At 57.1% G+C, this 23,105-nt stretch carries 25 protein-coding genes; 8 read left to right on the top strand and 17 right to left on the bottom strand.

Translation table 11 applies throughout. The annotated features are described in order from the left end of the window. Positions 1-121: 121 nt before the first annotated feature. Together ubiT and ACMWL8_RS09065 are read left to right on the top strand one after the other, a co-directional pair. Positions 122-646: a ubiquinone anaerobic biosynthesis accessory factor UbiT gene (ubiT, locus tag ACMWL8_RS09070; protein WP_028014541.1), complete on the top strand. Its 525-nt coding sequence runs from the start codon at positions 122-124 to the stop codon at positions 644-646. Further along, a complete protein-coding gene (locus tag ACMWL8_RS09065) occupies positions 640-1,143 on the top strand; it encodes a GNAT family N-acetyltransferase (protein WP_028014540.1) in 504 nt (167 codons plus the stop codon). Before ubiT ends, ACMWL8_RS09065 begins: the two co-directional genes overlap by 7 nt. Here ACMWL8_RS09065 and ACMWL8_RS09060 read toward each other — a convergent pair. Next, positions 1,130-1,459: a GIY-YIG nuclease family protein gene (locus ACMWL8_RS09060; protein ID WP_045260079.1), complete on the bottom strand. Its 330-nt coding sequence runs from the start codon at positions 1,457-1,459 to the stop codon at positions 1,130-1,132. The two genes, ACMWL8_RS09065 and ACMWL8_RS09060, sit on opposite strands and share 14 nt — an antisense overlap. A gap of 14 nt (positions 1,460-1,473) precedes the next feature. Between ACMWL8_RS09060 and ACMWL8_RS09055 the strand changes: the two genes are divergently transcribed. Then, positions 1,474-1,908, top strand: a complete 435-nt coding sequence (locus tag ACMWL8_RS09055) for a YhbP family protein (RefSeq protein WP_045260080.1) — start codon at positions 1,474-1,476, stop codon at positions 1,906-1,908. Here the strand turns inward: ACMWL8_RS09055 and ACMWL8_RS09050 are convergent. Further along, positions 1,888-2,406: a type 1 glutamine amidotransferase domain-containing protein gene (locus ACMWL8_RS09050; protein WP_028014537.1), complete on the bottom strand. Its 519-nt coding sequence runs from the start codon at positions 2,404-2,406 to the stop codon at positions 1,888-1,890. The genes ACMWL8_RS09055 and ACMWL8_RS09050 overlap by 21 nt on opposite strands. A 128-nt stretch (positions 2,407-2,534) precedes the next feature. Between ACMWL8_RS09050 and ACMWL8_RS09045 the strand changes: the two genes are divergently transcribed. Together ACMWL8_RS09045 and ACMWL8_RS09040 are read left to right on the top strand one after the other, a co-directional pair. Further along, entirely contained in the window at positions 2,535-3,179 is a 645-nt protein-coding gene (locus ACMWL8_RS09045; protein WP_045260081.1) for an NAD(P)H-binding protein, read from the top strand. Between the two features lie 40 nt (positions 3,180-3,219). Beyond that, positions 3,220-4,257, top strand: a complete 1,038-nt coding sequence (locus ACMWL8_RS09040; protein ID WP_045260082.1) for a permease — start codon at positions 3,220-3,222, stop codon at positions 4,255-4,257. 49 nt (positions 4,258-4,306) lie between these two features. Here the strand turns inward: ACMWL8_RS09040 and dolP are convergent, their stop codons facing one another. The 4 genes from dolP to ACMWL8_RS09020 are packed head-to-tail and all read right to left on the bottom strand — an operon-like array spanning position 4,307 to position 8,004. Continuing rightward, entirely contained in the window at positions 4,307-4,882 is a 576-nt protein-coding gene (gene dolP / locus ACMWL8_RS09035) for a division/outer membrane stress-associated lipid-binding lipoprotein (protein WP_028014534.1), read from the bottom strand. 9 nt (positions 4,883-4,891) lie between these two features. Then, entirely contained in the window at positions 4,892-5,482 is a 591-nt protein-coding gene (diaA, locus tag ACMWL8_RS09030) for a DnaA initiator-associating protein DiaA (RefSeq protein ID WP_003861754.1), read from the bottom strand. Between the two features lie 21 nt (positions 5,483-5,503). After that, positions 5,504-5,899 (bottom strand): YraN family protein, encoded by a 396-nt coding sequence (locus ACMWL8_RS09025; protein WP_028014533.1) that lies wholly within the window; start codon positions 5,897-5,899, stop codon positions 5,504-5,506. After that, entirely contained in the window at positions 5,857-8,004 is a 2,148-nt protein-coding gene (locus ACMWL8_RS09020) for a penicillin-binding protein activator (protein WP_045260083.1), read from the bottom strand. Before ACMWL8_RS09020 ends, ACMWL8_RS09025 begins: the two co-directional genes overlap by 43 nt. 61 nt (positions 8,005-8,065) lie before the next feature. Between ACMWL8_RS09020 and rsmI the strand changes: the two genes are divergently transcribed. Continuing rightward, complete coding sequence (gene rsmI / locus ACMWL8_RS09015) at positions 8,066-8,929, top strand: 16S rRNA (cytidine(1402)-2'-O)-methyltransferase (RefSeq protein WP_041907909.1); 864 nt, start codon at positions 8,066-8,068, stop codon at positions 8,927-8,929. Between the two features lie 5 nt (positions 8,930-8,934). Then, positions 8,935-9,915 carry a Fic family protein gene (locus ACMWL8_RS09010; protein ID WP_045260084.1) on the top strand — a complete coding sequence of 327 codons (981 nt, stop codon included), beginning with the start codon at positions 8,935-8,937 and terminating at the stop codon, positions 9,913-9,915. Positions 9,916-9,934: 19 nt separating this feature from the next. Here ACMWL8_RS09010 and ACMWL8_RS09005 read toward each other — a convergent pair whose 3' ends face one another. From ACMWL8_RS09005 to kbaZ, 11 genes are all read right to left on the bottom strand, one after another. After that, on the bottom strand, positions 9,935-11,824 hold the full coding sequence (locus tag ACMWL8_RS09005; RefSeq protein WP_045260085.1) for an enterotoxin: 1,890 nt from the start codon (positions 11,822-11,824) through the stop codon (positions 9,935-9,937). 15 nt (positions 11,825-11,839) lie between these two features. Further along, positions 11,840-13,012, bottom strand: coding sequence for a MalY/PatB family protein (locus tag ACMWL8_RS09000; protein WP_045260086.1), 1,173 nt, complete (start codon positions 13,010-13,012; stop codon positions 11,840-11,842). 12 nt (positions 13,013-13,024) lie between these two features. Next, positions 13,025-14,596, bottom strand: coding sequence for a maltose/glucose-specific PTS transporter subunit IIBC (gene malX / locus ACMWL8_RS08995; RefSeq protein WP_045260087.1), 1,572 nt, complete (start codon positions 14,594-14,596; stop codon positions 13,025-13,027). Between the two features lie 116 nt (positions 14,597-14,712). Next, positions 14,713-15,585, bottom strand: a complete 873-nt coding sequence (gene kbaY / locus ACMWL8_RS08990) for a tagatose-bisphosphate aldolase subunit KbaY (RefSeq protein WP_045260088.1) — start codon at positions 15,583-15,585, stop codon at positions 14,713-14,715. A gap of 12 nt (positions 15,586-15,597) precedes the next feature. After that, on the bottom strand, positions 15,598-16,746 hold the full coding sequence (locus ACMWL8_RS08985) for an SIS domain-containing protein (protein WP_045260089.1): 1,149 nt from the start codon (positions 16,744-16,746) through the stop codon (positions 15,598-15,600). 246 nt (positions 16,747-16,992) lie between these two features. Further along, positions 16,993-18,126 carry an N-acetylglucosamine-6-phosphate deacetylase gene (gene nagA, locus ACMWL8_RS08980; RefSeq protein WP_045260090.1) on the bottom strand — a complete coding sequence of 378 codons (1,134 nt, stop codon included), beginning with the start codon at positions 18,124-18,126 and terminating at the stop codon, positions 16,993-16,995. After that, positions 18,123-18,557: a PTS galactosamine/N-acetylgalactosamine transporter subunit IIA gene (gene agaF / locus ACMWL8_RS08975; protein ID WP_045260091.1), complete on the bottom strand. Its 435-nt coding sequence runs from the start codon at positions 18,555-18,557 to the stop codon at positions 18,123-18,125. Before agaF ends, nagA begins: the two co-directional genes overlap by 4 nt. 16 nt (positions 18,558-18,573) lie before the next feature. Then, positions 18,574-19,452: a PTS N-acetylgalactosamine transporter subunit IID gene (gene agaE / locus ACMWL8_RS08970; RefSeq protein WP_045260092.1), complete on the bottom strand. Its 879-nt coding sequence runs from the start codon at positions 19,450-19,452 to the stop codon at positions 18,574-18,576. Further along, complete coding sequence (gene agaW / locus ACMWL8_RS08965; protein WP_028014525.1) at positions 19,442-20,221, bottom strand: PTS N-acetylgalactosamine transporter subunit IIC; 780 nt, start codon at positions 20,219-20,221, stop codon at positions 19,442-19,444. Before agaW ends, agaE begins: the two co-directional genes overlap by 11 nt. 10 nt (positions 20,222-20,231) lie before the next feature. After that, a complete protein-coding gene (gene agaV, locus ACMWL8_RS08960) occupies positions 20,232-20,705 on the bottom strand; it encodes a PTS N-acetylgalactosamine transporter subunit IIB (protein WP_028014524.1) in 474 nt (157 codons plus the stop codon). A gap of 19 nt (positions 20,706-20,724) precedes the next feature. Next, positions 20,725-22,032, bottom strand: a complete 1,308-nt coding sequence (gene kbaZ, locus ACMWL8_RS08955) for a tagatose-bisphosphate aldolase subunit KbaZ (protein WP_045260093.1) — start codon at positions 22,030-22,032, stop codon at positions 20,725-20,727. 239 nt (positions 22,033-22,271) lie between these two features. Here kbaZ and ACMWL8_RS08950 point away from each other — a divergent pair, with 239 nt between their 5' ends. Further along, positions 22,272-23,075 carry a DeoR family transcriptional regulator gene (locus ACMWL8_RS08950; protein ID WP_045260094.1) on the top strand — a complete coding sequence of 268 codons (804 nt, stop codon included), beginning with the start codon at positions 22,272-22,274 and terminating at the stop codon, positions 23,073-23,075. The last annotated feature ends 30 nt before the right edge of the window (positions 23,076-23,105 follow it).

Raw genomic sequence — 23,105 nt, 5'->3', positions numbered from 1 at the left:
ATGGCGTATTGATGGCACCAATAATGGGGTACGTCCGACGATGGTTTGTTGATTTACGCCGCTATGTTCTGGAACGGATGTGGCAAAATAGCGGGACTATAGCTATCAGGGAGTAAAGCTCGTGCTGGATAAACTGCGTTCACGTCTCGTACAATTCGGTCCATCAATGCTGAGCGTGCCGGTCAGGCTGGCGCCGTTCGCGCTTAAACGCCAGGTGCTGGAGCAGGTTCTGAGCTGGCAGTTCCGTCAGGCGCTGCAGGATGGCGAGCTGGAGTTTCTGGAAGGGCGCTGGTTAAGCATTGAGGTGCGTGACATCGGGCTGCGCTGGTTTACCTCCGTGGAGAACGACCAGCTGATCGTTCGTGAGTCTGCCGAGGCGGACGTGAGCTTTAGCGCCAACGCCAGCGACCTGCTGATGATTGCCGCGCGTAAGCAGGACCCGGACACACTCTTCTTCCAGCGCCGTCTGGTGATTGAGGGCGACACGGAGCTTGGCCTGTACGTTAAGAATTTAATGGATGCCATTGAGCTGGAGCAGATGCCGAAAGCGCTGCGCGTGATGTTGATGCAAATGGCAGATTTCGTTGAGGCGGGGCTGAAATCCCCGCCGGACAGTAAACACACTTCAGTAGGTGAGCCATGCTGATTCGAGTCGAAATAGGGATTGATGCACCGGGTATCGATGCGTTATTACGCCGCGCTTTTGAGAGCGATGCGGAAGCCCAACTGGTCCACGATCTCCGTGAAGACGGCCTGATCACGCTGGGGCTGGTTGCCACCGATGACGAAGGTCAGGTTGTCGGCTATGTTGCCTTCAGCCCGGTGATCGTTCAGGGTGAAGATCTTCAGTGGGTGGGCATGGCACCGCTGGCGGTAGATGAAAACTACCGCGGGCAGGGCCTGGCGCGCCAGCTGGTCTATGAAGGGCTGGACTCGCTGAATGAGTTTGGTTATGCCGCCGTGGTCACGCTGGGCGATCCGGCGTTCTATGGCCGTTTAGGCTTCGAGCAGGCCGCGCATTACGATCTTCGCTGCCGCTGGCCGGGTACCGAATCCGCCTTCCAGGTGCATCGCCTGGCGGATGATGCCCTGAACGGCGTAAATGGTCTGGTGGACTACCACGACCATTTTAATCGCTTTTAATCAGGCTCTCGCGTAGCGCCTCAAAGGAGCCGTCTCCGGTCACGAGGCGCTCCTTCTGGCGCTTCGTTAGCTGCTTAATACGGTACTCCAGCCTGAGTGCCAGCGATCTGTCCCCCACGGCGGCAGAAAAAGCCAGCTGCAGTTCGCCTTTCCCCCGCAGCGCTTTTGCCCCTTTCCCCGTTTGATGTTGTAAAAAACGCCGCGCCACATCGGTGGTGATCCCGGTGTAGAGTGCGTTATCAGCGGTTCGGACAAGATAGAGAAACCAGCACACGGTAAACAGATTCAGTATGTTAAGGTGAACGCACCATAGCATGAGAGAGAACGAAAATGGAAACACTGGCCGCCATTAACCGCTGGCTGGCGAAACAGCACGTCGTGACCTGGTGCGTATATAGCGAGGGCGAAATGTGGTGCGCCAACGCCTTTTACCACTACGATCCTGAACGCGTCGCTTTTTACGTCATGAGTGAGGACAAAACGCGGCATGCCCAGATGACCGGCCAGCAGGCAAAAGTGGCGGGCACGGTCAACGGCCAGCCCAAAACCGTCGCGCTGATCCGCGGCGTGCAGTTCAAAGGTGAGATTCGTCGTCTGGAAGGTGAAGAAAGCGACGCACAGCGTAAACGCTACACGCGCCGCTTCCCGGTTGCTGCTGCGCTAAAAGCCCCGGTGTGGGAAATCCGCGTTGATGAGCTGAAATTTACCGACAACACCCTGGGCTTTGGCAAAAAGCTTCACTGGCTACGCGCCGAGCAGGCGTAGCGCTTCGCGGTTAAACGCCGGGAGATCGTCCGGCGTACGGCTGGTGATCAGCTGGTCGTTATCGTTGACCACCTCCTGATCGTAAAACTCGGCCCCTGCGTTTTTCAGATCGATAACGATCGGTTTCACCGCCGTAAGCTTACGCCCGCGGACCACTTCAGCGCTGATCAGCAGCTGCGGGCCGTGGCAGATGGCAAAAACCGGCTTGCCGGTGCCGACGAAGTCACGGGTAAAGGTGACGAAACGCTCGTCCCCGCGCAGGGAATCCGGTGAATGGCCGCCCGGTAACAGCAGGGCGTCGAAATCTGACGGGCTGACGTTATCGATGGACTCGTCGATGGTCACGCTGGCTTCGCCCTTGTGGCCCTTCACGGTTTTACCCGCTTCTTTCTCAATGGTGATGACCTCGTGGCCTGCCTTGCGGAATGCCTCAGCTGGCGACGTAAATTCTGAATCTTCAAACTCGTCGGTAATCAAGACTGCGATTTTTTTACCCATGCTTCCTCCGTTGTTTTCGCTTCAGACTGTTTTTTTCCCGTTTGTGGTAAATACTTACCGATAACAGACTTTTAAGTGTGGTAGAGCAGGTCCAGATCGCAAACGGACAATTCTGTAAAGGGGATAAGATGAGTCAGGTACTGATTACCGGCGCAACCGGGCTGGTGGGGGGACATCTGCTGCGGCTGCTGATCCAGGACCGGCATATCAACTATATTGCCGCCCCGACGCGCCGCCCGCTGTTGGATATCACCGGCGTCTATAACCCGCACGATCCCCAGCTCACCGACGCGCTGGCGCAGGTGCAGGATCCTATAGATATCGCCTTTTGCTGCCTGGGCACGACGCGGCGTGAGGCGGGCAGTAAAGAAGCGTTCATCCATGCGGACTACACGCTGGTGGTGGATACCGCCCTGACGGCGAAAAAGCTGGGGGCAAAACATTTCCTGGTGGTGAGCTCGCACGGCGCCAGCACCGGCTCACCGTTTTTTTACAATCAGGTGAAGGGCAAAATGGAAGAGGCGCTGATTGCGCAGAAGTGGGAGCGCCTGACAATCGTGCGGCCTTCCATGCTAATGGGCCACCGCGACGAACGGCGTTTTAACGAATCCTTCTTCGCCCCGCTGTTTCGCATCCTGCCGGGTAACTGGAAGTCCATCGAGGCACGGGACGTCGCGCAGGCGATGCTGAAAGAGGGGCTGGCACCGTCGCAGGAGGGCGTCAATATCATCCCTTCGGCAAAACTGCGTGAAATCGCGCAGGGCGAGGCGTAAACTTCTCCGGCTTATTAAATAACACTCTCCGGGGAATGGTATGACTGGTCAGTCTTCATCTCAGGCGGCAACACCTGTCCAATGGTGGAAGCCCGCACTCTTCTTTCTCGTGGTCATCATTGGCCTCTGGTATGTGAAATGGCAGCCGTACTACGGCAAAGCCTTCACCGCCGCCGAAACGCACAGCATCGGTAAATCTATACTCGCTCAGGCTGATGCCAGCCCGCTGAAGGCGGCATGGGATTACGCCATGGTCTACTTCCTGGCGGTGTGGAAAGCTGCCGTCTTAGGGGTAATCCTGGGATCGCTGATTCAGGTACTTATTCCGCGAAACTGGCTGGTGAAAACACTCGGGCAGCCGCGCTTTCAGGGCACGCTGCTGGGGACGATTTTCTCTCTGCCGGGCATGATGTGCTCCTGCTGTGCCGCACCGGTAGCGGCGGGTATGCGCCGCCAGCGCGTATCCATGGGCGGTGCGCTGGCATTCTGGATGGGGAACCCGCTGCTCAACCCGGCGACGCTGGTGTTTATGGGCTTTGTGCTCGGCTGGCATTTTGCCGCTATCCGTCTGGTTGCAGGGCTGCTGACGGTGCTGGTGGTGGCGACGCTGGTACAAAAACTGGTGAAGGATACTGCCGTCGAACCCGCAGCCGTTGAACTGGACGTCAGCGAACCGCAGGGCGGTTTCTTTACTCGCTGGAGTAAGGCGTTGTGGCAGCTTTTCTGGAGCACCATTCCGGTCTATATCCTGGCGGTACTGGTTCTGGGCGCGGCGCGCGTCTGGCTCTTCCCGCATGCGGATGGCGCAATCGACAACACGCTGATGTGGGTGATTGCGATGGCCGTTGCAGGCTGCCTGTTTGTGATCCCCACGGCGGCAGAAATTCCGATTGTCCAGACCATGATGCTGGCCGGTATGGGTACCGCACCGGCGCTGGCGCTGCTTATCACCTTGCCGGCAATCAGCCTGCCGTCGCTCATCATGCTGCGTAAGTCTTTCCCGGCGAAAGCGCTGTGGCTGACGGCGGGGCTGGTGGCGTTGAGCGGAGTGATGGTGGGGAGTATTGCGTTGATGTAAAAAAAGCCCGGTGGCGCTCGCGCCTACCGGGCCTTTAGTCAGACGTGGATTACTTAATGTAGGTAAACGCGGTGGTGACGTGCTTCACGCCGCTCACCCGGCTGGCGATATCCGCCGCCGCTTTCCCTTCACGATCGGTCACCAGACCCAGCAGGAACACTTCACCGTTTTCGGTCGTTACTTTTACGTTTGAGGATTTCACCTGGTCTGAACCCAGCAGCTGGGAGCGGACTTTGGTGGTGATCCAGGTGTCAGACGACGCGGTGCCCAGGCTGATTGGCTGACCCTGGCGGATTTCATTGAAGACTTCCGTGGTGCCCTCAACGCCCATTGCGATCTGCTTCGCGCGACTGGAGAGTTCGGTATTCGGTGCCTGACCCGTCAGCAGGACTTTGCCCTGATAGGCCGTCACGTTGATACGCGCTTCTTTCTTGATTTGTTCGTCTTTCGACAGCGCACTGTTGACCCGCAGCTCCAGCGTACCGTCATCCACCTGCGTTCCCACAGAGCGCGGATCGGTCGCCGCTTTGGTGCCTACTGCGGCAGTACCCACAACGGCCGCAGCAATACATCCCTGAAGCAGTAATGCAGACATAAGGACTGCGAGGGTCGATAAAGCCTTCATAAAAACTCCTTAATCATCCTGGTGAGGGAAAAGCGTGTTATCGATCAAATCGCATAAGCAGTTCACCGTGAGCATATGCATCTCCTGGATACGTGCGCTACGGTGAGACGGAATGCGGATTTCCACATCCTGCGGCCCGAGCAGACCCGCCAGCTCACCGCCGTCATAGCCGGTTAAGGCGACGATGGTCATGTCGCGGGTAACGGCGGCTTCAACGGCTTTGACGATGTCCCGGCTGTTGCCGCGCGTGGAGATCGCCAGCAGCACATCGCCAGCATGCCCCAGGGCGCGCACCTGCTTTGCGTAAATTTCGTCATGCAGACGATCGTTAGCAATCGCTGTTAAGACCACATTATCGGTATTAAGTGCAATGGCAGGTAAACTCGGGCGTTCGGTTTCAAAACGGTTAATCATGCTGGCAGCAAAATGCTGTGCGTTGGCGGCTGAGGTTCCGTTGCCACAACAGAGGATTTTGTTGCCGTTAAGCAGGGATTGCACCAGCGTCATTGCAGCGCGAGAGATCGCGTCCGGAAGGGCTTCCGCCGCGGCAATCTGAGTCTGGATGCTTTCTGTGAAGCACACTTTAATTCTTTCGAGCACGTTATCCCTTTTAAATCTTAATTATGCGTCTTCGCCAAAAGCGTTTTTAAGCCATTCGATCTCATTTCCGGTGAAGGCTATCACATCGAAACGGCAATCCACAGTATCAAAGCTCCCATTATGGCGGGCAAGCCACAAGTGGGCAGTCTGTAATAATTTATGTTGTTTGGCGAGCGTCACGCTGGCGGCAGCACCGCCAAAACGGGAAGACTGTCGAAAGCGGACTTCTACAAACACAATCACCTGACCGTCTTTCATGATCAGATCAATTTCGCCGCCGCGCCCGCGGACGTTAGCGGCGATAAAGCGCAGTCCTTTGCCTTCGAGCCAGCGACGCGCTTTTAACTCCCACGCATCGCCGGTCTCTTTACGGCTTAACTGGCCGGGACGATTTGCCCCTGCTGGTATTTGAGCCATGATAACTTCCTGTTAATCACACAGTCCTGAGTGGCGGTCAGATCGCCGGTGTTGCCGTTAAGCTCAAAGCCCGGTACCTGACGCATCTGGGTAAAGTGGTTTGCCAGCGCCCACGCATCAACACCCATCGCATACAGACGCGCCAGAGAGTAGTCGTTACGTACGGAGCTTAGCGCCTGCTGCATCAGCGCCGGGTTGCTGCCCGCCAGCATCGGGATTTCGCTGTACTGCAGGCCGTCCATTTCCAGACGGAAATCCGGGCCTGCGGTGCCCTGTGCGCTGCGGGAGCTGGCGTAGAGCGTTGCGCCGCTCTGGCTGCCGTTACGCATCGCGATCATCGGCTTGATAAAGGCGATCTCCTGCGGCGTGGCAACGATATAGGCCGCATCCACTTTACCACCACCGCTTATCTGAGCGTCGGTTGGCGGGGCAGGGATGGTCAGGCCGCCAATGGTCACGCTCTGCTGCTGCGGCAGGCTGGCGGAAACCGGACTGCCGTTAAGCGCGATACCCGCTCCACCGTTAACGCCCGCACGCAGTTCAGAGACGGAACCGAATTTCTGCTGCAGCACGATGCCGCCGCCCAGCTTCTGCCATTCATCGGCAAAAGCATTAGCCACGCGATCGCCCAGCGTACTGCGTGGGATCAGCAGCAGCGGGGCCTGTTTACCCTGCTCGTGGATATGACGCGCCGCATCGCGGGCTTCATCTTCCGGAGAGAGTGCGAAGTAGCAAATATTGGCCCGGTTCTGAACCTGTTCCGGCTGGTTGAGCGCCAGTACGTTCAGCGTGGTATTGCTCTTCATCAGCTCTTCCACGTTATTTTTCAGCAGCGGGCCGACAACGATGCTTGCCCCGTCCTGCTGAACCTGCGCCAGCACCTGGTCAAGCGGCTTCGAACTGGTGTCGTAGATTTTCAATTCAGCGCCCGGGTTGGCGCTGGTAGCTGCAACGGCCTGCGGCTGTGCTGCAGGTTGAGCGGTAGGTTGTGCAGGCGGCTGTTGAGGCTGTTCTGCCGTAGCCTCTGGTGCAGGCGTCGCTTGTGCCTCAGCCGGAGCCTGTGCTGCCGGTGCGGCAGTCGCTGGAGGGGTAGTCGGTGCGGTAACCGGGTTTTGCATTGTACCCTGCGCCGGGGTTTGTGCGGTGGTCAGGTCACTGGTCTCGGCGGCAGAGGGGCTGACAACGTCGTTCACGTTGGCCGCCTGCGCTGCCTGCACCGGAACCGCACTGCCCGTTACCGGCGTGGTGCCGTTTTTCGCTGCTTCAAAGCCCTGTTGAATCGTACGGCCAAACACTGCCGCCTGGCCATTCAGCGGCAGAAGCAGCGCAATTTTGCTTGTCGACGCAGGCTTAAAGTTCTGCACATTCACCAGCTGGGTTGGCAGCATTTTTGCGCCCGGGTTCTGCGGGTAACGGGTCTGCCAGTCGGTAATACCGGCTTTCAGCATTTTTGGATCGCTGCGGTTGTTAAACCACATCTGCTGCAGATCAAGCCAGCCCTGAAGCACGTTTTCGTCCGCATTAATGACCAGCGCCTTTGCCTGATCCTGGGTCATCGAGGCAAGCGCCTGCCAGGTGGCATCAATGTTTTTCTGCTTGTCGGCACCGGCGAGCAGCGGCTCCTGGGCAATCAAGGCACGCAGGAGCGTCAGGGAAGGGCGCCCCTGTTCAGCGGTAATGCCTGCCTGCCAGAAGCGCGCCTGCTGGTTTTTATCCAGCGCGCTCAGGTCGATGCCCCCCAGGATCTTTTTCGCGCCATCATAATCTTTCTGCGCGACCTTCAGCTCGGCAGAGAGCAGGCTCTGCTCAAGTTGCTGAGTATCGTTAAGCTCTTTCGGCAGTTGGCCGAACAGCTCGGCAGCCTGCTGGGTTTTGCCCTCTTTCAGCAGTGCACGAATGGCGAGTAATTGCCAGTTGATCCTGGTATCATTTGTACTCTGCGACATTTGTTGCAGATAAAAGCCAGAATCAGCCTGAGCGGAGCCCTGAAGATGGGCGGTGCTCTGGTCAGGTGCCTGGGTGCCACAGCCTGCAAAAATCAGGGCTGCGAGCAGCAGCGGCACGCTGCGCGTGGCTTTTTTTCGAAGAAACGTTAACGGTACCATACTGTATCCAGTGATTTTTTTACGCAATGCTCAATATTAAATCGGCAATACGGACGAAACAATGAAACAACACGAAACGGCAGATAATTCTCAAGGCCAGCTTTATATTGTACCTACTCCTATCGGGAATTTGTCTGATATTACCCAACGTGCGCTGAACGTATTGCAAGCTGTTGATTTAATTGCCGCTGAAGACACCCGACACACCGGTTTACTTCTGCAACATTTCGCGATTAACGCCCGTTTGTTTGCCCTGCACGATCACAATGAGCAACAAAAAGCCGAAACGCTGGTGGCGAAGCTCAAAGAGGGGCAGAACATCGCGCTGGTCTCTGACGCCGGGACGCCGCTGATTAACGATCCTGGCTACCATCTGGTGCGCACCTGTCGCGAAGCCGGGATTCGCGTTGTGCCGCTGCCGGGACCGTGCGCCGCTATTGCTGCATTGAGCGCCGCAGGTTTGCCGTCTGACCGTTTCTGCTATGAAGGCTTCCTCCCTGCCAAATCTAAAGGCCGCCGCGACGTCTTAAAAGAGCTGGAAGCGGAACCGCGCACCCTGATCTTCTACGAATCCACTCACCGCCTGCTGGAAAGCCTGGAAGATATGGTGACCGTCTGGGGGGAAGGCCGCTACGTGGTGCTGGCGCGCGAGCTGACCAAAACCTGGGAAACCATTCACGGCGCGCCAGTCGGTGAACTGCTGGCGTGGGTGAAGGAAGACGAAAACCGCCGCAAAGGCGAAATGGTGCTGATTGTCGAAGGGCATAGGGCGGAAGAGGATGCCCTGCCTGCTGATGCGCTGCGCACGCTGGCCTTGCTGCAGGCCGAACTGCCGCTGAAGAAAGCGGCGGCATTAGCAGCAGAGATTCACGGCGTGAAGAAAAATGCGCTGTATAAGTATGCGCTGGAGCAGCAGGGGGAGTAAGCCAAATGAGCCGCTATCAGCCTCCTTTTACCATCACACCCTTTATCCTCAATCAGGTGGTTGAGATTGGTGAGCTATTAGGACATTGGGCGGCACATTCAGGTCGAACATCTCCGCTTCTCCGTAAAGAGAACCGTATTCGAACTATTCAGGCCTCGTTAGCGATTGAACACAACTCGCTGACGACAGGCCAGGTGACGGCAATTATGGAGGGCAAGCGCGTGCTTGCTCCCGAAAAAGATATTCAGGAAGTACGCAACGCTATCCTGGCATATGAGAAGTTGCCCGAATGGAAGCCCTGGAAGCTCAATGACTTACTGAGTGCGCACCGATTATTAATGATTGGGCTGGTCGAACAACCCGGCAAGCTCAGGAATGGCGGTGTAGGGGTATATCGTGGAAATCAGTTAGTTCACATGGCTCCGCCAGCCTCGCAGATAAATCGCCTTATCGGCGAGCTTCTCACCTGGCTTAAGCAAACCGATCTTCATCCGCTGATTGCCAGTTCAGTATTTCATTACGAGTTTGAGTTTATTCATCCCTTTTCGGACGGAAATGGCCGCATGGGGCGGCTGTGGCAAACGTTGATCTTAAGCCAGTGGCGCGCAGAACTGGCATGGCTGCCCGTTGAGACACTCATTCACTTCCAGCAAGCGCGCTATTACCAGATTTTAGGGCAGTGCGATCGGGCCAGTGATTGCACGGTATTTGTTGAATTCATGCTGCAAAATATGGCGGAAGCGTTGCGGGAAGGAATCAGTATGTCGTCCGTCATGTCGGAAAAAATGTCGGAAGAATTGTCGGAAAAAGAAAAGGCAATCCTTGAGCTTCTTACCGTTCAACCGCAATTGACTGCGGTAATGTTGGCCTCTGTACTGGGCGTGACTTCCCGTACCGCGGAGCGATATCTCCATTCTTTGCAAACAAAAGGTAAATTGAAACGCATCGGGGCAAGGAAAGGCGGAAGCTGGCAGGTCATGGCATAACCTGCCAGCTGAACACGACTTATTTACCTGGTATCGCCTCAAACACCAGCATTTCCAGCGGTTGCAGCGTAATCACCACGGCGTTTTTGTACGCCTCCGGTACGGTTGAATTACGGCCATACATCCCTTTCAGACTAAACTGCACCGCGTCTCCTGTCGGGATTTCGAAATCTCGCGTCAAATCCAGGTAGTAGCTTTGCGGCTTATCCGACGGGTTACGCAAGCCGAGTATGGCTTTCTCTTTACTCCACGAAGCCCAGCCGTAAACCTGCAGCGCCGTCGGGTCTCCGCCAATCCAGTGCGTATCCACCAGCACGCTGGCATTGTCACGCGACCATTTTGCGGCCTGCGCCAGTGTATCCCATTTCGCCTTGTTCAGCATTGAAGGGGTGATATACAGTTCCTGCAACTGGGTGCCGGTGGCGAAGTAGCTCCAGACCTGATCGGCAAAATCACTGTCCGTTTGCACCTTCTCCAGCCCGTAATAGGCATTCTCAGCGCTGACGATGCCGTGATACATCAGCGAGTTCAGCGGAAACAGCGGGCCTTTGCGCACAATGGAGCGGTACGTTTCGGCATCGCGGTAGGTCATCCACTGCTGCACCGGCGTGCCGGGACCGTACAGGTTGATGTCATCACCCTGACGCCAGATGGAATCCGCATAGAACAGCCAGGACGGACTGGCGTTGGTGCCGGTCGTCAGGTTGATAAACAGATTCGGGTTGGCGCTGCGCATGTTATGCAGCAGAGCGATGGAGGCGTCAAAATCCGAGGCGAACGGGCTGCCCGGGATATGCGCGTTGGCGTTACCCATCCCGTCCAGCTTGAATGAGGTAATATGCTCGTTCTTGATAAGCTTAACGATCTGCTCATTGAAGTTTTTAAAGTAGTTAGGCCCTGACAGGGCCAGCTTCCCGTCGACGGTTTCGAACCCATACTCTTTTGCATGCGAGACGCGAACGTCACGCGGTTTGTTATACCCTCCCCACGGTGAGAGCCATAGTCCCACCGAGCTGTGCAGGCTGTCGGCTTTTTCCCGTACCTTGCCAAAACCGTTGCCGAATGCCGGGCCAAACAGCCAGCGCCCGGTCAGGTCGTCCCAGCCATCGTCCAGCAGGAAGGCGTCCAGCGCCACGCCGCGTCCGGCGATAAATTCCTTATTCCATTCATCCATCCGCCCCAGCACGTCCTGTTCGGAATAGGGGGTAAAGAAGCCAATATCCATCCAGCTGTTGTAGTGCAGGTAGGGCTTATACGGACGCGGACGCACGGCATTAATAAACTGGTTTACGCTGCGGCGCAGCTGGCTGATTTCCGGGAAGGTACCGAAGTATGTGGTATAGCTGACCGGCGTTGCGGGCTGAATCGGCGTTTTTAACTCTACGTTGAGGTTGGTCGTCGCTTCATAGGCGTAAGTATTCACGATCGGTTTATCTGGAAGAATAAAGAACGAATCAGCAACGATCGGCGAGCTGTTGATCGCCCCGTCAACATACGGTGCCTGTGACTGCTTTTTCGTCGGGAAGAAGGTGATTTTCGCCACGTCTCGCGGCTGGCCGACTGCGGCAACGGTGTAGTCGATGCTGGCGTATTTCCCCTTCACCAGATTCAGCTTCACCGTTACGTTAAAGTCCGGATGGGTAAAGTCGATGACAATCGCGTTGTCCCGCTTTTCGACGTGCTTGATGGTGAAATCAGCGGTGTGGATTTTTGTCTCATCCGGCAGCGTCAGAAAGAACAGCTCCTGCGGCGTGAGCGGATGGTTAGCCTTGCTGTCCTTCACTACCACCGCTGCATTTGCATCATCAAACGAGAGGGCAATATTGTCGTTATTGAGCGCGTAGTTCGCTGCTGCCGCACCATGTGAAACAGCGAGAGCCAGCAGCGAGAGCGTGAGTACTTTTTTCATCGGTTAAGATCCTAATCAGTAATGCTTCAGCATGCGGTTGATGGATTGCTCCAGCCAGTAGCGCTGGGTGCCGAAGTTAATCCGCAGGTAGTTTTCGCCGTTTTGCACGTAGTGGCTGCCGTCTTCAATCACGACACCGGCCTGTTGGGCGAAATGTTGGGTCAACGCTGTGGCGCTGCGCTCGTCGGCGCTCACGTCTATCCAGGCCAGATACGAGGATTCCGGGTTCATCATCTTCCACGCCGGGAAGTGAGTCTGAATAGCGTCTGCAAGATAGCGCGCATTCCCTTGCAGATACCCGTTCAGCGCGTCGAGCCACGGCAGGCCGTGCTGATAGGCGAGGATAATCCCCCATACGCCGAACATATTGGGTGAGGTAATTGAGTTCTTCTCCAGCTGCTGGCGGAAGCGCTGGCGCAGCGAATCGTCCGGGATCATCGAATAAGACGTTTTCAGCCCGCCCAGGTTGAAGGCTTTATTGGGTGACGTCAGCACGATCAGGTTGTCCTGGGCGGCACAGCCCGAGGCCAGACAGCTGACGAATGTACCGTCCAGAATGTGCTCGGCATGAACTTCATCGACGACAAGAATCGTGCCGTAGCGCTTACAGAGATCGGACACCTGGCGTATCTCATCCGCGCGCCAGATTCGGCCCGAGGGATTATGCGGCGAGCAGAAGAACCACAGTTTGGGACGGTGGGTTTTGAGCTGATCTTCAACCAGATTAAAATCCAGCTGATAGCGGTTTTCCTTCACGCTCAGCGGATTTGCAAGCACCCGCACGCCCTGGCGCTGCGCCGCCATCGCAAACGGATCGTAGACCGGCGTGTTCATCATCACGCTGTCGCCAGGCTGGCAGAACGCCTGAACCGTGTAGTGCAGGGTGGACACGGTGCCGTAGGTCAGCGTGATCCACGATCGGTCTACCTCAACCTGATGACGCGTGCGCTGAAAGGCGATCGTCGCGTCGTAAAATTCGTCGAAGCACCAGGTATAGCCAAAGGTGCCGTGCTCCACGATGCGCCGGAAGCCTTCAATAACGGCGGGCGGCGAGGTGAAATCCATATCGGCGATCCACAGCGGGATAAACCCCTCCGGAACATCACCAAAGCGCGAGCAAACAAACGCATGGTCCCATTTACGGCACTTATCGCTTTTACGCTCGATGATTTTGTCGAAATCAAACACAACGACCCCCTGTTAAATTAAGGCTTCAATGCCGGTTTTGACGCTCTGCACCTGCGGGCCGATGATCACCTGTACGCTGTGAGCATCCAGCACCACCACCGACAGGGCGCCTGCCGCCTTCAGCGCCTGCTGATCGATAAGGCCCATCTCTTTCACCACCAGACGAAGGCGGGTGATGCAGTTGTCGAGCGACTCGATGTTCTCTTTGCCACCGAGCGCGCGCAGGATAAGTCCATGATCGTATTTCGATTTTCCACGCGCGCGGGTGTTGGCTTCGACGGCCTGCTGCGCAGCCTGCGCGTCCACTTCACGTCCCGGCGTCTTGATATCGTGTTTGAGGATGTACCAGCGGAAGACGACGAAGTAGATGGCAAACCAGGCAATACCGACCGGGAACAGCAGATACCATTTGGTCGACATCCCCTGCATCACGCCGAAGATCAGCAGATCCAAAATCCCGCCGTCGGTGTTGCCGATGGTGACGCCGAGCAGTGCCATCACCATCAGCGCCAGGCCCGACATCACGATATGGAAGGCGTAGAGCGCAGGGGCGATAAACAGGAACAGGAACTCAATCGGCTCTGAAATACCGGTGACGACGGACACCAGCACGCCGGAAAGCAGCAGCCCCTTAATCACCGGGCGGTTCTCCGGACGGGCGGTGCGGTAGATGGCGTACGCCACGGCGGGTAAGCCAAAGATAAAGGTCGGCATAAACCCTTGTGACAGAAACGCGGTAACGTGCGGGCTAAACGGCAGTCCGGCTTTCAGCTCGGCGTAGAAGATGTTCAGCGCGCCGGCCACTTCATGGCCGTTGACCATCTCAATGCCGCCTGCCGGCGTGAAGCGCACCATCGCCAGCAGAATATGGTGCAGGCCGAAGGGTTTAAGCAGCAGCACGCCCACGCCATAAAGGAAGGGGCCAAAGACGCTGGTGCTCTGGATAATATGGCCGATGCCGGCAATCCCCAGCGCCACGTATTCCCACAGCAGCGGGATAAACAGCCCGACCAGCGACAGCGTGAGTGCGGTAATGATGGGCACAAAACGAATGCCGCTGAAAAAGGCAAAGGCATCGTGTAACACGGTGTCCTGAAAACGCTCATGCAGGAAGTAAGTGATTACCCCGACCACGATGCCGCCCAGCACGCCCATCTCCAGGGTCTGGATCCCCAGCACGATCGATTGTCCTACCTGTCTCATGGTGGCGGCGTCGGCAAGCTGGTGGGTGGCGGTCAGGTAGTAGTTGATGCTCATGTTCATCAGCATATAGCCAACGAACCCGGCAAAGGCTCCCACGGCCTTGTTGCGTTTGGCAAGACCCATCGGGATCGCCATGGCGAACATCAGCGGCAAATAGGTAAAGGCGAAGCCGCCCACCATGGCGATAAAGCCAAAGGTCAGCTGCGTTAACTCGCCGCCCAGAAAGGGAAAACTTTTAATGGTGGAAGGGCTGGTGACGGAGCTGCCGATACCCAGCAGCAGCCCCATAAAGGCCAGCAGGGAGACCGGGAACATAAATGTCTTTCCCAGGCTTTGGAAAAATTCCCACGCTTTCGATTTAAACGACTTTTCCTGTGTCATGTTGGGACTCCTCGGATTTTTAGGATAATGGAAGGCGCTGTCCGGCTTAAGGACGCGCCTTCATATTTGCGAGGCTTATAGTTATTTTTTAGGTATTGACGTAATGCGCGATGGAATCAGGCTTCAGCAGGAAGCTGCAGCCGGTTTGCGGAGCCGCAAACGGTGATTTTGCTTCTGACCACCTCTTTCATGGCGTCCATGCCGACCCGCATGTAGAAGCGCGGATCGTTACCCTGCGGGTTTTCGGCAAACCAGGCTTTCACCGCGTCAGAGAAGGCGATTTTCAGCTCGGTTGCCACGTTCACTTTGCAGACGCCCAGCTCGATGGTGCGACGAACATCCTCATCCGGCACATCGCTTGCGCCGTGGAGCACCAGCGGCACGGTGACGACTTCACGGATCTCGGCCAGCCGCTGGAAGTCGATTTTTGGGCGTTTGGTATACAGGCCGTGAGCGGTGCCGATGGCGACGGCAAGGCTGTCGACGCCGGTCAGTTCGACGAAGCGTTTCGCCTCCTGCGGATCGGTGAGAAACGCGCTTTCCGCATCAACGCTCATGTCATCTTCCACGCCGCCCAGGCGGCCCAGCTCAGCTTCGACGCTGCAGTCGTTGAGGTGGCAGAAATCGACCACCGACTTCACCAGCTGCACGTTCTGTTCAAACGGATAGTGGCTGCCGTCGATCATCGCGCTGCGTACGCCCGCGTTGACCTTGCGGCGAATATCGTCCAGCGATTCGTGGTGATCGAGGTGCAGCGCCAGCGGCATGTCGTAGGTGAGGGAGTACGCGCTGCACAGGGCGTAGATCTCTTCCAGCGCGATGTGCTTAAAGGTGCCCGGCGTGCCCGCGAGGATCACCGGCGATCGCATTTCGCTGCACGCTTCGAGGATCGCCTGGATCGTCTCCGCGTTGTGGATGTTGAACGCCGGAACGGCATAGCCTTTTGCCTGTGCGTCCTGCAGAAGATATTTCGTTGAGATAATACTCATAATCAGATCCTCTTAAGCCTGCCACGGGTGAATAACAACGCCCTGCACTACGCGGTTGACCGTCCCGCTGGCGGATGGCGTATCGGGCGTATTGCCCACGCTGAGCGACTGGGTGAGCGCAAAGACCTGGGCATAGATCAGGAAGCAGAACGCCTGTTCCATATCGATAAACGGTCGTGAAGGCGGCAGCAGAATGTGCGGACCCGCTTCAATGGCCGGATCGTTTTCAGCGGCGATGGCGACGACGCGCAGGGCCTGGCGATCGCGGCGCAGTTCGGCCAGCAGATCCAGATCGTACTGACGCGTATACGGATGGCTGGAGATGAACACCACCACCAGCGTTTCGTTGTCGACCAGAGATTTCGGCCCATGACGGAAGCCCGTCGGGGAATCGTAAAACGCCGCCAGCTTGCCCGCCGTCAGCTCCAGCACCTTCAGGGCCGATTCGCGCGCCGCCCCCTGCAGGCCGCCGCTTCCCAGATACACGATCCGTTTCCATGGCTCGTTGCCAAAGACGCCGTGACTGAAATCGCCGAGCGAGGAGAGGATCGCCTGACAGCGATCGGCCACGTCGCGGAAGGTTTGACTGTTGATCGTCTCCGGGGCGAATACGGCCAGACAGCTCGCCATCATGGTGGTGATGCTGCTGGTCATCGCGAACCCGCGATCGTGCGTTTCGGCAGGCATCAGCAGGGCATATGCGTTATCGCTTTCAACGGCGGTCTGGTACAGGCTCCCTGCCTCGTTGCAGGTGATCGACAGGTGGTAGCACTCCGGTACGAACTGATTGGCCAGCTCAACGGCCGCGACGCTTTCCGGGCTGTTGCCGGAGCGGGCAAACGAAACCAGCAGCAGCGGATGCGCAGGGCTGAAGTAGTCCATCGGGTTTGTGACCAGGTCAGTGGTCGGGACGGCGGAGATAGTTTTCCCGGTGTGGCTCGCAAGCCATGGCGCAATGATATCGCCGATAAACGCGGACGTGCCCGCGCCGGTCAGGACGATCCGCAGATCGTGCTTGCGCAGCAGCGGCGTCAGGAAGCTGTCGATCGACGCGCGCAGGCTATCGATATTGTTGAGCGAGCGGATCCAGCTGGCAGGCTGCTGGCGGATCTCTTCTTCGGTCCAGGTGCCGGTTGTCGCGGCGGTAGTGGTTTGTGGCATAACTCAGTCCTTAGTCGTGTGAATTCCACATCAGACGCTGGCAATCGTGTCGCTATCTTTCGTTTCGTTTCACTTGTTCACTTAAGCAGTTAAATAAAATCTATAGAAAAGAAATCGAAACTTCAATGAAAGAAAAGAAATAAAACGAAAAGTGTGATCGTGAAAGGAAAGGGAAAATTTAAGGAAAGGAAAAGAAAGGCCTTACGATCGGGTGCCGTAAGGCCAACAGGAGACACAATGAAAGGGCTAAAGGGGGAGAGCCTGACCCTGAATCCAGATTTGCTGGAGGTGTAAACCCCCGTCCAGCGCGTTGAGATTCGCGCGTTTACCCGGCGCTAGCGAACCGAGTTGGTTATCCACGCCCAGAAGGCGGGCGGGATGCAGCGAGGCCATATGAATGGCGTCTTCGGCAGTAATGCCTGTATGTTCCACCATATTGCGTACGGCGGCATCCAGCGAGAGCGTGCTCCCGGCCAGCCCGCCGGAGCCGGTTCGAACCACGCCGTTTTGCATCGTGACCGCTTCACCACAGAGCGTATACCGACCGTCCGGCATACCGGCCGCCTGCATGGCATCGGTGATCAGTACCAGGCGTTCTTTCGCGCAGCAACGGCATAATCGCATGGCTCCCGGATGAACGTGGTGGCCGTCGGCAATCAGCTCCAGCCACGCCCGTTTGTCCGTCAGCCCGGCGCCGACCATGCCGGGTTCCCTGTGGTGCAGCCCCGTCATGCCGTTATAGCAGTGCACCAGCCCATCGGCACCCGCGTCAAACGCGGCGAGGGTTTGATCGAACGTAGCGGCGCTGTGGCCCAGCATCACGCGTATCCCGCGCTGTTTAAGATGGCGAATCGCCAGCAGCGCGCCGGGTTTTTCCGGCGCCAGCGCCACCACCCGTAACGTGCGCAGTGAAACGTCAATCAACCTGTCCAGCTCGGCGATATCCAGCTCCCGGAACAGGTCCGGCGGATGCGCCCCTTTGTTCTGCGGCGTAAAATACGGCCCTTCCAGATAGCTGCCCAGGATCTGCGCGCCGGGGCCGCCCGACTGGCAGCGTCGGGCGATTCGCGCGAGCGCGCCGTGGATAGCCTCCAGCGGCGCGGTGACGGTGGTGGTTAATAAGGCGCCCACGCCTTCGCGCGCTTTATGCATTGCCAGAGTATCCAGCACGTCAGGCGCATCATCCATTACGTCCACGCCCGCGCCGCCGTGGACGTGCGTATCGATATACGCCGGGCACAGCAGTTCCGCATCGCGCGACGCCACGCCCGTCGGGATAGGCTCGATCGCCGCTATCACGCCGTTTTCAATGCGTAGCTGGTGGTCATCCCGCCATCCCTCTTCGGTAAGCACCCGCCTTGCGCGCAGCAGCTGGCTCATATTCCTTCCTCGGCAGGTGCTTCCTCGCGACAGCGTCCCAGCTCGTCTACGAGGCTGGTCAGGCCGCGGTGGCCGCACTCCAGCGCCTGCAGACGAAACGCTTCGCTACTTAATCCGTCACGTTCCAGCACCATTTCCAGCAAAAGCTGCAGGTTGGTGCCGGTAATCACTTCGCTACCCGGTCTTTGCATCGCGAGCGTCGCGGCCACGCGAAACGGCGTGCCGCCGAGAAGGTCGGTCAGGAAAATAATATCCTGCTCTGGATCCAGTTCACTCACCGCCTGCGTTAGCTGAGCTGTCAGCCTGACAGTGGTGGAGGTTTCCGGAAAATCGATGGCGATAAACTGCGGCTGCTCGCCAAGGATCTGCCTCATCGCCTGTTCAAGCCCGCTGGCAAAGCCGCCGTGACCCGTCAAAATTATGCCTAACATCGCAACCTCTTTGCTTTTACAGGAAGTGACAGAATTTACCGACAACGCCCAGCAGTACGGTGATACCGATCAGCCGCAGCGGGCTCCAGCCGCGGCGCACCAGCCAGAACATGGTCAGGGTGTAGACCAGCGGCAAGAACGCGGGCATCAGCTTGTCGATCACGTCGGTTTGCAGTTTAACGACCGCATCACCCGCCTTGATTTCAAGCGTCGTATTGAGTCGGACGTAGGTCGCCACCAGCGCGCCGATCACCGTCATCCCGACAATAGAGGCCGCGTGGCCGACCTTTTTGGTGTTGGCTTTGATCAGCGGAATGGCGGCAACGCCCATTCGGTATGCGTAGTGCGCCAGGCCAAAGCGCAGGCCGAGATGCACCACGTTGAACAGCACGATAAAAACTACCGCGCCAAGAATGGAGCCTTGCAGCGCCAGGCTGGCACCAATACCGCCGCAGATGGGTAACAGGGTCAGCCAGAACATGGCGTCACCAATGCCTCCGAGCGGGGCACCGACCGCAATTTTGGTGCTCTGAATGCTGTTTACATCCTGCTTGGAACGCTCCATTGCCAGAATAATGCCGATAACGAAGGTCACCAGAAACGGATGGGTGTTAAAGAAGCCCATATGACCTTTCATCGCCCGCGCCAGGTCCCGCTTATTGGTGTGGATCTTTTTCAGCGCGGGCAGCAGCCCGTACAGCCAGCCGGAGGCCTGCATACGCTCGTAGTTGAACGAGGCCTGCAGCAGCATGGAGCGCCAGGCCACGCGGTTAATGTCTTTTTTGGTCAGCTCCGCGCCAATGGTCTGGTCTTCATAGACGTTTTCATTCACGCCGCTCAGCAGCGTCTCTTCACTGACAGACGCGCCCGGCAGGGTGGTTTGATTAGATGCCATCTTCAAATTCCTCTTTCTGGGCCGCAGGCGCCGTCGGTTCAGGCGATTTACGCAGCAGGTCGATCAGCGCCATCGCCAGCGCCGCTGCGGCAATCGCCAGTACGGGAAGCTTCAGCCAGGCCGCGGCGACAAAACCGATAATGAAATAAGGGATGTAGACGTTTTTCATCATGATCTTCAGCAGCACGGCGAAGCCGATCGCTGGCATGATGCCGCCTGCGACGCCGAGACCGTCAATCAGACGCTCCGGCAGGATAGCAATGGCGGTTTTCGCGTGTTCAGCGCCAAAGTAGATGGGCAGAAACGCGCACAGGAAATAAAAAATGCCGAGCGCCAGCAGCGCCAGATAGTTGACTCGCTCTATGCCGTCGGTGTCCGCGTTGGCCGCCATGCGATCGCAGCGGGACATCACGCCGGACATGACCGAGAAGAGGAAGGTGATACCCATCTGCACCGCCACGGCAAACGGCACCGCGACCCCAACGGCGACATCCGGCTTCACGCCCGTGGTGATGGCAAACGTGGTGCCGACGATGGTGCCGATAATCACGTTTGGCGGCTGCGCGCCCGCCAGCGGCGCCAGACCCATCCAGACCAGCTCTAAGGTACCGCCGGTCAGGATCCCGGTATGCAGATCGCCCAGTATCAGGCCGACCAGAGGACCAAGCACCACCGGGCGGTGCATGTGTGTTAAGCCGTTAAACATATCCAGGCCCGCGATAAAGGCAAGAAGCCCCAGCGCGAATGCCTGCAACAGACTGATTTCCATTGTGAATCCCTCAAAGCAGTTTAAAGAGATCCAAAGCGGTCTCTGTTGGGACGCCCTGAACAAAGCATTCCACCCCGGCCGCTTTCAGGCCGTTGAACGCAGCGATATCGTTCGCGTCGACAGAGACCGTTTTGGCAATTTGCTGTTTGCCACTGGCGTAGTGCATGTTTCCTACGTTGATACGGGTGATGGGCACGCCGCCCTCAACCAGCTTCAGAAAATCGGCGGGTGATTTGCAGACCAGCAGAATTTTCTGGCGGTCAGCGGCGCGGTGAATGTTGTCGATCACTTTTTGCAGCGACCAGAAACGCACGGCGATCCCTTCCGCGAGCACCATTTCCATCAGGTTTTGTTGAACCGGATCGTCTGCAACCTCGTCATTTGCCACCAGCACCAGGTTTGCCCCCGCAAACCCCACCCACTGCACGCCCACCTGTCCGTGGATCAGGCGTTCATCAATGCGGCATAAGACAATGTTTGGCATAGCGTTTTCCTCTTTTTAATTATGCGTGTGGAGTCGTTACGCCTTCGCAGGCGGCATGGTACTGCTGGAGTATGTCCTGAATGTGGTCAATGATGAGTTCCCGCGGCGTTGACTTGAGAGCGCCCTCGCGAACTTTGCTGTACTGCAACGGCAAATACTGGCTGATAAGCGGCAGCGGAATGGGTTCGTCTGCCAGATTGCGCACCAGTCGTTCAAAGGCATCGTCAATCTGGCTGTCCGGCCAGTAATAGCGCACGCGGTCGGAGTAGCTGTAGCCGCGGGCCAGGCGTCGGGCGTTGCCGTCACCGTGATAGTGGCTTTGCCAGTATTCCGGGCGATCGAGCATCACGTTTTCCAGAACGTGACGCAGGCCCGAGCTGGCTTTCGCCGGCAGCAGTTCTTCTTCAATGGCGGCCAGTGAGAACAGCGCTTCACGCAGGGCAAAGGTCAGGGCAGGGCCGACTTTTAAAATAGCGAAGTGATCGTTAACCAACTGGCGCAGCGCCTGCGGCGTCTGGTAATCGGTAGAGTGTGCTTCAAATACCAGCGTGTCATAGGCTTCAACCATCTTGCTCAGCGCGACGGCTTTATGTGGCTGATAGTCACAAACGTGCGCATGATCGAACTCAACGCCGGGCTGAACCACCAGGCCAATAATGCGCGGCCAGATGTCGCTTAACCCTTCCTTCTCGAATGCGTGGCGGTGTGCCTCAAGCGTGGCGCGCGCCGCCTCTGGCGTCGTGACCTCAAGCTCGGTCAGCGTTTCGTGCGCGCCGCCGGGAACCGGAACTTCCGTGCCGATAACGTAGACCAGATCGGCTACACCAAATTGCTCAAGACAGGTTGTTTCGGCAATTTTTGCCAGACGCGCGGCGCGCCCGGCAACGATCGCATCGGTCAAAGGAACCGGATCGTCTTCACAGGACATGCTGCAATCGAGGTGAATTTTTTTAAATCCGGCTGCCACGTAGTGCCTGATCAGATCGTCGGCGTTCGCCATCGCCTGCAAAGCCGGCAGGTTTTGCCAGCGGTTGGGCCCTAAATGATCGCCGCCGAGGATCAGCTGTGACGTCGGGAAACCAAGCGAGTCCGCCAACTGGCAGACAAACCCGTGAAAGTCGGCGGGCGTCATGCCGGTATAGCCGCCAAACTGATCCACCTGGTTTGAAGTAGCTTCAATCAGCAGCGGCGTTTGGCGTGAATGGGCGTAACGAATGGCAGCTTCAAGTACCAGTGGATGTGCGGAACAGACGGCATAAATCCCGTTTGCATTCCCCCGTTTATGTTGTTCCACCATTTCTGTCAGATGTTTCACTTTCCTCTCCATTTCGGATGGTAATGATTTTTATCTTTCGTTTTGTTTCATTTAATCCTGCACCATGGTGATATAAAAATAAAACGAAAGATAATAGTTTTCCGATCTGTTTCACAAAAGAAACATAATGAAAGGTTTCAGCGCGGTGTCAGCTTGCGTATCGTCACCATGCAGGGCTTGCATTCCCGTAATGGAAAGGCGTTAATAGGCAAAACGAAATGAAACGAAAGAATATTGATTAAGGAGCTCGTATGAGCAGCACCGATTCATCCGCAGAAAAGCGCATCACCGGCACCAGTGAAAGGCGAGAGCAGATCATTCAGCGGTTGCGGGCGCAGGGAAGCGTGCAGGTTAACGATCTGTCTCATCTGTACGGCGTATCGACGGTGACGATCCGCAACGACTTGGCGTTCCTGGAAAAGCAGGGCATCGCCGTTCGTGCCTACGGCGGGGCGCTAATCTGCGAAGGGAATGCGCCTGGCATCGAGCCTTCCGTTGAGGATAAAAGCTCGCTCAATACGGCGGTGAAGCGCAGCATCGCTCAGGCCGCCGCCGCGCTGGTAAAACCCGGGCACCGTATCATTCTCGATTCCGGCACCACGACTTTTGAGATCGCTCGTATGCTGCGCCAGCACACGGATGTCATTGCGATGACTAACGGGATGAACGTGGCGAATGCGTTGCTGGAAGCTGAAGGGGTAGAGCTGCTGATGACCGGCGGGCACTTGCGGCGTCAGTCGCAGTCCTTCTACGGCGACCAGGCGGAACAGTCCTTACAGAATTATCACTTTGATCTGCTGTTCCTGGGCGTCGACGCTATCGATCTCGATCGCGGTGTGAGCACGCACAACGAGGATGAAGCACGCCTGAACCGCAAAATGTGCGAGGTGGCAGAGCGTATTATTGTCGTGACCGACTCCAGCAAGTTTAACCGCTCAAGCCTGCATAAAATCATTGATACGCAACGGATTGATATGATTATCGTTGATGAAGATATTCCGGCGGAGAGTCTGGAAGGATTACGGAAAAGCGGGATTGAGGTGGTGCTGGTTTAAGGTTTTTTACCCTCTCCCCTATGGGGAGAG

It is taken from the genome of Enterobacter sp. 04-C-12-SI-ECC, assembly GCF_047530715.1.
Taxonomy (GTDB): Bacteria; Pseudomonadota; Gammaproteobacteria; order Enterobacterales; family Enterobacteriaceae; genus Enterobacter; species Enterobacter bugandensis.
The sequence above is the reverse complement of the archived record's forward strand: the minus strand, read 5'-3'. Positions and strand labels throughout refer to the sequence as shown.

Excerpts from the sequence above, each read along its gene's own strand:
- agaF (WP_045260091.1), bottom strand. The coding sequence starts at position 18,557 with ATGTTAGGCATAATTTTGACGGGTCACGGCGGCTTTGCCAGCGGGCTT.
- agaE (WP_045260092.1), bottom strand. The coding sequence starts at position 19,452 with ATGGCATCTAATCAAACCACCCTGCCGGGCGCGTCTGTCAGTGAAGAG.
- ACMWL8_RS09020 (WP_045260083.1), bottom strand. The coding sequence starts at position 8,004 with ATGGTACCGTTAACGTTTCTTCGAAAAAAAGCCACGCGCAGCGTGCCG.
- dolP (WP_028014534.1), bottom strand. The coding sequence starts at position 4,882 with ATGAAGGCTTTATCGACCCTCGCAGTCCTTATGTCTGCATTACTGCTT.
- ACMWL8_RS09010 (WP_045260084.1), top strand. The coding sequence starts at position 8,935 with ATGAGCCGCTATCAGCCTCCTTTTACCATCACACCCTTTATCCTCAAT.
- ACMWL8_RS09065 (WP_028014540.1), top strand. The coding sequence starts at position 640 with ATGCTGATTCGAGTCGAAATAGGGATTGATGCACCGGGTATCGATGCG.
- kbaZ (WP_045260093.1), bottom strand. The coding sequence starts at position 22,032 with ATGGAGAGGAAAGTGAAACATCTGACAGAAATGGTGGAACAACATAAA.
- ACMWL8_RS09045 (WP_045260081.1), top strand. The coding sequence starts at position 2,535 with ATGAGTCAGGTACTGATTACCGGCGCAACCGGGCTGGTGGGGGGACAT.
- malX (WP_045260087.1), bottom strand. The coding sequence starts at position 14,596 with ATGACACAGGAAAAGTCGTTTAAATCGAAAGCGTGGGAATTTTTCCAA.
- ACMWL8_RS09050 (WP_028014537.1), bottom strand. The coding sequence starts at position 2,406 with ATGGGTAAAAAAATCGCAGTCTTGATTACCGACGAGTTTGAAGATTCA.
- ACMWL8_RS09005 (WP_045260085.1), bottom strand. The coding sequence starts at position 11,824 with ATGAAAAAAGTACTCACGCTCTCGCTGCTGGCTCTCGCTGTTTCACAT.
- ACMWL8_RS09040 (WP_045260082.1), top strand. The coding sequence starts at position 3,220 with ATGACTGGTCAGTCTTCATCTCAGGCGGCAACACCTGTCCAATGGTGG.
- kbaY (WP_045260088.1), bottom strand. The coding sequence starts at position 15,585 with ATGAGTATTATCTCAACGAAATATCTTCTGCAGGACGCACAGGCAAAA.
- ACMWL8_RS09060 (WP_045260079.1), bottom strand. The coding sequence starts at position 1,459 with ATGCTATGGTGCGTTCACCTTAACATACTGAATCTGTTTACCGTGTGC.
- nagA (WP_045260090.1), bottom strand. The coding sequence starts at position 18,126 with ATGAGCCAGCTGCTGCGCGCAAGGCGGGTGCTTACCGAAGAGGGATGG.
- ACMWL8_RS09025 (WP_028014533.1), bottom strand. The coding sequence starts at position 5,899 with ATGGCTCAAATACCAGCAGGGGCAAATCGTCCCGGCCAGTTAAGCCGT.
- ACMWL8_RS08950 (WP_045260094.1), top strand. The coding sequence starts at position 22,272 with ATGAGCAGCACCGATTCATCCGCAGAAAAGCGCATCACCGGCACCAGT.
- agaW (WP_028014525.1), bottom strand. The coding sequence starts at position 20,221 with ATGGAAATCAGTCTGTTGCAGGCATTCGCGCTGGGGCTTCTTGCCTTT.
- ACMWL8_RS09055 (WP_045260080.1), top strand. The coding sequence starts at position 1,474 with ATGGAAACACTGGCCGCCATTAACCGCTGGCTGGCGAAACAGCACGTC.
- agaV (WP_028014524.1), bottom strand. The coding sequence starts at position 20,705 with ATGCCAAACATTGTCTTATGCCGCATTGATGAACGCCTGATCCACGGA.
- rsmI (WP_041907909.1), top strand. The coding sequence starts at position 8,066 with ATGAAACAACACGAAACGGCAGATAATTCTCAAGGCCAGCTTTATATT.
- ACMWL8_RS08985 (WP_045260089.1), bottom strand. The coding sequence starts at position 16,746 with ATGCCACAAACCACTACCGCCGCGACAACCGGCACCTGGACCGAAGAA.